The sequence below is a fragment of the Streptomyces sp. AC627_RSS907 genome (assembly GCF_019049165.1).
The window spans coordinates 1-631 of the sequence record NZ_JAGMUE010001362.1; the positions used below are offsets into that span (position 1 = coordinate 1).

Consider the following 631-nt stretch of genomic DNA (forward strand, 5'->3'; position numbering starts at 1 on the left):
GTCCGACGGCGTGCGGCCCGGCTGGCCGAGGCCGTGGACGCCGCGCGGTACGCGCACGGCGGTGCCACGGTCACGGGCGACACGGTGGACCTGCTCGACCCGCTCGCCGCCCGCGAGTGGGCGACGCGCACCGAGAAGGAGTTCGGCCGCATCGACGGCCTGGTGCACCTGGTCGGCGGCTGGCGCGGCTCCGCGACCTTCGCCGAGACCGACCTCGACGACTGGAACCTGCTGCACGACCTCCTCGTCCGCACCGTCCAGCACACCTCGCTCGCCTTCCACGACGGGTTGCGCCGCAGCGCCAACGGCCGGTACCTGCTGATCAGCGCCGCCGGGGCCAGCAAGCCCACCGCGGGCAACGCCGCCTACTCCGCGGCCAAGGCCGCCGCCGAGGCGTGGACGCTGGCGCTGGCCGACGCCTTCCGCAAGGAGGGGGGCGAGGCGGGCCCCTCGTCCGCGGCTGCGATCCTGGTGGTCAAGGCGCTGGTGCACGACGCCATGCGAGCCGAGCGCCCGAACGCGAAGTTCGCGGGCTTCACGGACGTCACGGAGCTGGCCGACGCCATCGCCGGAGTCTGGGAGCAGCCCGCTCGAGAGGTGGACGGAAACCGCCTGTGGCTGACCGCGAAGC

The 631-nt window shown here is 74.5% G+C and carries 1 protein-coding gene; it reads left to right on the forward strand.

Translation table 11 applies throughout. The features are described from left to right. Nucleotides 1-631, forward strand: a 631-nt coding sequence (locus KUM32_RS41935) for an SDR family oxidoreductase (protein ID WP_217146855.1), incomplete at both ends; no start/stop codon positions are given.